Annotated in this window: 6 protein-coding genes; all 6 read right to left on the bottom strand. The window is 40.0% G+C overall.

Going from position 1 to position 5991, the window contains the following annotated elements; genetic code table 11:
* Positions 1–334: 334 nt before the first annotated feature.
* Positions 335–472 (bottom strand): hypothetical protein, encoded by a 138-nt coding sequence (locus ACYQ2C_RS18400; protein ID WP_460104641.1) that lies wholly within the window; start codon positions 470–472, stop codon positions 335–337.
* Positions 473–1668: 1196 nt separating this feature from the next.
* On the bottom strand, positions 1669–2028 hold the full coding sequence (locus tag ACYQ2C_RS18395) for a hypothetical protein (protein ID WP_460104639.1): 360 nt from the start codon (positions 2026–2028) through the stop codon (positions 1669–1671).
* A 132-nt stretch (positions 2029–2160) separates the two neighbouring features.
* Positions 2161–2580, bottom strand: coding sequence for a GNAT family N-acetyltransferase (locus ACYQ2C_RS18390; protein WP_460050711.1), 420 nt, complete (start codon positions 2578–2580; stop codon positions 2161–2163).
* Between the two features lie 117 nt (positions 2581–2697).
* Positions 2698–4284: a hypothetical protein gene (locus ACYQ2C_RS18385; RefSeq protein ID WP_460104637.1), complete on the bottom strand. Its 1587-nt coding sequence runs from the start codon at positions 4282–4284 to the stop codon at positions 2698–2700.
* A gap of 852 nt (positions 4285–5136) precedes the next feature.
* Positions 5137–5418, bottom strand: coding sequence for a barstar family protein (locus ACYQ2C_RS18380; RefSeq protein WP_460115733.1), 282 nt, complete (start codon positions 5416–5418; stop codon positions 5137–5139).
* 123 nt (positions 5419–5541) lie between these two features.
* Positions 5542–5889 (bottom strand): hypothetical protein, encoded by a 348-nt coding sequence (locus ACYQ2C_RS18375; protein WP_460104691.1) that lies wholly within the window; start codon positions 5887–5889, stop codon positions 5542–5544.
* Positions 5890–5991: the final 102 nt, after the last annotated feature.

The raw sequence follows: 5991 nt of genomic DNA, 5'->3' as shown, positions 1-5991 counted from the left end.
CGAATAAGAGCAACTTGTTAGAACAACCGCGAAGATAGCTATTTTGCGTTGCTAAAAGTGTACTACTAAACATTTAAACTACCTTACTTTCTGTGACGACATTTGCCAATGTTAAGACACGAAGAACGAAACCAATAAACCTTACGCAGCTACATTATTAATTGAAACTAAGAAGAGCAAAACTGCCCAACTCACATCTACCTTTTTACTAAAAATTAGCTACCACGATTTTGTAGCTGCTAACATTTTGCACTGTACTTAAAAGCGCCAAGAACGAAAACTTTCAGTTTACGTAACACTTAAAATTTACCACTGATAAAACCACTGAATAGTTCTAACGTTTTGCTTTGCGGCGCGCGTTAGCGCGTCCGGTGAAGGCCACGCCTTTTGTGGCCGGAACGAATAAGAGCAACTTGTTAGAACAACCACGCAAATAACTATTTTGCGGTGCTAAAGGCGCACTACCAAACATGTGAGCTACCCTACTTTCTGCGACTAAGTTTGCCAATTTCAACCACGAAAAACGAAACTACCAAACGTTACGTGCCACGTTACTAATTAAAACCGCGAAGAACAAAACTGCTCTGCCTCACGCAACCACTTCACTCATTGAAACTAAGAAGAGCAAAACTGCCCAACGAAAATTTACCTTTTTTCTAAAAATTGGCACCACGATTTTGTAGCTGCCAACCATTTACACTTTACTTAAAAATACCAAGAACCAGAACTTCCAGCTTACGTAACAACTAATATTTACCACCGATAAAACCACTGAGTAGTTCTAACGCTTTGCTTTGCGGCGCGCGTTAGCGCGTCCGGTGGAGGCCACGTTTTTTGTGGCCGGAACGAATAAGAGCAACTTGTTAGAACAAGTGCAAAAATAACTATTTTGCAGCACTAAAAGTATACAACCAAACATTTAAGTTACCTTACTTTCCACTACCAAGTTTGCCAAATTAAGCAACAAAGAACGAAACTACCAAACGTTACGTGCCACGTTACTAATTGAAACCGCGAAGAACAAAACTGCTCTGCCTCACGCAACCACTTCACTCATTGAAACTAAGAAGAGCAAAACTGCCCAACGTAAATCTACCTTTTTACTAAAAATTGGCTGCCACGATTTTGTAGCTGTCAACTTTTTACACCTTACTTAAAAATACCAAGAACCAGAACTTCAAGCTTACGTAACACCTAAAATTTACTACTGATAAAACCACTGAGTAGTTCTAACGCCCCGCTAAACAGCGAGCCACGCAGTGGCGAGTCCAAGGCAAAAACCTGTTTTTGCCTGATGTTTGAGCGGTTTGTTATACGTTTTTAACATAACCAACCTTCACCACTATTGTTGAATTTACCGCTTTAAAATGCGGACCAATAAACTGAAAACTTACCACAGTTTGACGCGGACTATGAAGAACGAACGAGATTAATTTTCAGACTAAAAGATGCAAAATATTGGTTACCACGTTAGCCATTTAACGCTTTAGTTTACTGAAGCTTCAACTACCAAGAATGACAAACTTCAGCGACAAAACAGTTCTTAAATTCACCAAGAATAATACAAAGAATACGTATAACGCTTTGCTAAGGGGCAACTGAAACGCAGTGTAGGTTGTCCCGCGGAGGCCGCGCCTTTTTGCGGCCGGAGTATACTTGAGCAACTTGTTATAGGGCTGTTTTGTAAGTTGCATGGCATTCCTTGATTTTACGGATTGAGTCTTTTAGCCCATGCTCTTCGATAACTGGCCAAGTGTCACGTAGAAAGCAGCGAGCTTCAACCAAAGGCAAAGCGCATATTTCCGTAGGAAGCCAATCGTCGTTAAGCGCCCACTCAATGTCGTTTATGACCCCTAAATAGAATTCTTTTACTTCAGGGTCTATTTCAGAATTTAATTCTTCGACAACACCATCGTATTCAGTTATTTCTTTCAAGTAAGCAGAACCTGGAGAATCTTCATTTTCCCAGCGGATGGAAGCAACAGCCTCACAGATAAAAGATACGATAGCATTTTGAAACTTCTGCATGCTCAAGCCCTATAACGTCACCATATGCGGCAAATTTGGATTTGATTGTTTTGTGCTAGCGTAGCGATTAAGCACAAAACGAGCAACGGAAAATTTGTCCAGCCAGCTTGCTGGCGATGCATGATGGCCTTGTTAGGAACTTACATATACATCAGGCTGATAACGCTCCATAAAAGTTTGCGGTTTAACTAAAGAGGCAAAACCACACTGACTATACAGACCATGTGCATCAGCCGTCGCGAGCGTGAAGCGCCTTAGACCTTGCAGTTCTGGGTGAGAGATAACGGCCTCCATAAGTTTTTTGCCAAACCCATTTCCGCGATAATTGGGCAGGACGAAAACATCTACAAGGTTAGCAAAAGTAGAATAATCCGTTATTACTCGTGCAAAAGCTATTTGCTCTGAGCCAACATACCCGCCAAAGCAAAGCGAATTTTCCAAAGATTTTTGGACAGTTGATAGAGAAATTCCTTTTGCCCATTGAGACTCTTCCGATAGAAATTGGTGTATCAACAGGACATTCAATTTAGCTTTTTCGCAATCTATTTCCATTAGTATTCCTAACGCCCGGCTCACCAGCGGCCAAACCGGAGCGGCTTTTGTGTGATAATGAGCGCCAGCGAGTACACAAAAACCGCGTAGGTTTGGGCGTCTGCGTGGAGCCGTTTGTTAGACAATGGGCCTAATTCCATACCATTTACTTTGCCATTCCCCAAATCTTAATGGAACATCAACGATCTCGTAGTCCACAGATTCCTTTGGCAAATAGTCTCTGTGTTGAAGCCATCTGACAGTAGACTCCAAATTTCCTCTTTCCTTTAGCTCTTCGATAAAATGCTTGATTTTTATAATCGGGATAGATTCTGACTGCACATAAAAGCTGCCTATCCAGTTTCTTGATCCAACTGCAGAAACAAACTCGTAATCACCATCTATCTTTAGAACATCGCTTATTAACTGCTTGTCTTTATTTAAAAACTTGTCACTAAATTTTTTGGCCTGCTCTATACCCTTTTCGAGCTCTTTAGATCTATCTAAAGATTCTCTAATTTCAGCTGGTTCGATAAACCACTTCAGCTCAAACGCAATACATAATTTATTTTCATCATCGATTACCGCAAAATCTAAATCGGTATCAATCAGATTTCCGCTTTCCACTCTATACCCCAAGCTCTTGACTTCATCAATTATTTCGCCTTTTAATACATATTCCTTTTGTTGTGTAAGCTTTGCATACTTAACCTTCTCCTCTGATATTTGGTTAAGCAATACACACAGATTCCTTTCAGCGTTTGAGTGTAAAAAAATGAAAGGTGAAAGAGCTAAAAGTCCGTTACGAAGGTCAATTATCGGTTGTATTGCCACATCAGGATTTCGTATATCTTCACTCCCAAATGTTAAGTATTCTATAATTTTTTTAACTTTAACTTTTTCAATCCCAGAGTATCTTGAGAGCCGATTTCCCAGTTCAAGCTTAGGTAAAACCCAAACTGCGTCACTGTAACCTAATCCTGGCAATCCATTCATAGCTAGCATAGATCTGCAGATGAACCGCCCGAACATAATGGCTTGAATAGTAGTGTATACTTTTTTAAAGTCTCCAAATTCAAAATGACAGCACTTCCAATTATCGGGTATCTTGTATCTTGATTGGGTGTAGTCTGCGTATATATTCACTAATGTCTTTACTAGTTTTGGAGTCAGGTTTAACTGAAACCTATTTTTTCTTACTTGAAAATGGCCGATTAGTGATTCTACTGCTTTTGACGGATCGAGTATTGACTCACTTTTATCACCGTCCTTTCTAAATAACCTATTATAGACTTCGTAGCGAGGCTCTTCACTGCGCCAATCGTCAGCGTTTATATTATTCCCATCGATTTCAATCGATATCTTTCCTTTCCAATATAAAGGAAATATCGTATGAAAATTATTATATTGAACTGCCTTCTCTATCCATTCATGTGCCCAACCGTAATGATCGTCTATGACATCGTGAATTATTGACCCCGGTGCCTGATCATTACTTTTATAAATACATCTAATTGGATGCGTCAATGCGTTCATTAAGGTATCAATTTGCGCATGCTGATACTCAAATTCAAGTGGTTTTATCTGCGTCATTTTCAAGTGCTTATCTTCCATGACGGACAAAACAGTCCAAAGGCTCTGTGAATATCCAATACCATTCAATAGAGAATCCGAAAATTCCAAATCTATTTGATTTTCAATTCTTGCAATTTGATCGCTATTCATTATTTTTGTCTAACGCCCCGCTAAACAGCGAGCCACGCAGTGGCGAGTCCAAGGCAAAAACTTATTTTTGCCTGATGTTTGAGCGGCTTGTTATACGTTTTTAACATAAACAGCCTTCACCACCATTGTTGAATTTACTGCTTTAAAATGCAGGCCAATAAACTGAAAATTTACCACAGTTTAATGTGTACAAAGAAGAACTAACTGGATTGATTTTAAGATGGCAAAGCACAAAATACTGGTTACCACGTTAGCCATTTAACACTTTAGTTTACTGAAGTTTCAGCCACCAAAAACGACAAGCTTCAGCGACAAAGCAGCGATTAAATTCACCAAGAATAATACAAAGAATACGTATAACGCTTTGCTTTGCGGCGCGCGTTAGCGCGTCCGGTGAAGGCCACGCCTTTTGTGGCCGGAACGAATAAGAGCAACTTGTTAGAACAATTGCAAAAATAACTATTTTGCCGTGCTAAACGTATACAACTAAACATTGAATTACCTTACTTTCTGCGATCAAGTTTGCCAATTTGAGCTGCGAAGAACGAAACTGCTCTGCCTTATGCAACCACGTTACACATTGAAACTAAGAAGAACAAAACTGCCCAACATAAACCTACTTTTTACTAAAAACTGGCTGCCACGATTTCGCAATTACTCAAATTTAACACTTTACTTAAAAACACCAAGAACGAATACTTTCAGTTTACGTAACAACTAATATTTACCACCGATAAAACCACTGAGTAGTTCTAACGCTTTGCTAAGGGGCAACCGAAACGCAGTGTAGGTTGTCCCGCGGAGGCCACGCTTTTTGTGGCCGGAGTGAACTTGAGCAACTTGTTATGTTTTTTACTCGGTGACAATTTTTATTAACCTTCTGGAAGCAACAGCCTCATTAAAGATGCCCAAAACCTTTAACTGAAATTCTGATACCGACTCTGCGACATTGCCAGTATTAATATTGTAGATAGTGTACGGAGGTTCTATTTGGTTTACATCTCCAGTAATAACACTATCTGCCAGCGCATCGAGGTTTCTCCCATGCCACTTTGGAGCTGATACCTGTGGAAGAAATGTATTGTAAAAATCTTCTTCCGTGTGAACCTTGCCCCGATCAATAGTTACTTGCACTTAACTCTCTCGTAAACATAACGCCTTTGTCATTTGCGTTTTGGTTGTAGTGGAGTTTTGGGATAATGTGGCAAAGCCACCCCAAAACGAAGCGTAGACCAAAACGTCAAATGGACAAACTTGTTAGATTTTTTCACTTACATTACTCATATACTCGTTAAAGAGCTCGAAAAATTTTTCAAGAGCATGATGCGGGTCTGAAGACATATGGTCTATATTTCTTACCCAACCGTGCGTAGTAGTAATACTGTACTTCTTTTCAACGAACTGATTAAAACCGCTCATAAGCTCACAAGTCGCTTTACAATTCTTACCGTAAATGTAGCCATCTAGGAATGAACCTAAATACTTTATATGCTTTTCCGGTAGCCACATCAGTGGCCTTTTTTCAATTTCGATGATGACCTCAGGTAATGCTTTGGAGTATAAATCAATTACCTTAATGTCTTCTGTCTTATAGTTGTCATTCATTTGAGCATTCCACAGCGACCGGAAATCTAACGCTTTGCTTTGCGGCGCGCGTTAGCGCGTCCGGTGGAGGACACGCTTTTTGTGGCCGGAACGACTAAGAGC

Source organism: Sessilibacter sp. MAH3, assembly GCF_054658275.1.
This window is presented reverse-complemented; position numbering and strand designations above follow the sequence as displayed.

Coding starts and splice junctions, on each gene's coding strand:
- ACYQ2C_RS18400 (WP_460104641.1), bottom strand. CDS start 472: ATGTTTGGTAGTGCGCCTTTAGCACCGCAAAATAGTTATTTGCGTGGT.
- ACYQ2C_RS18395 (WP_460104639.1), bottom strand. CDS start 2,028: ATGCAGAAGTTTCAAAATGCTATCGTATCTTTTATCTGTGAGGCTGTT.
- ACYQ2C_RS18390 (WP_460050711.1), bottom strand. CDS start 2,580: ATGGAAATAGATTGCGAAAAAGCTAAATTGAATGTCCTGTTGATACAC.
- ACYQ2C_RS18385 (WP_460104637.1), bottom strand. CDS start 4,284: ATGAATAGCGATCAAATTGCAAGAATTGAAAATCAAATAGATTTGGAA.
- ACYQ2C_RS18375 (WP_460104691.1), bottom strand. CDS start 5,889: ATGAATGACAACTATAAGACAGAAGACATTAAGGTAATTGATTTATAC.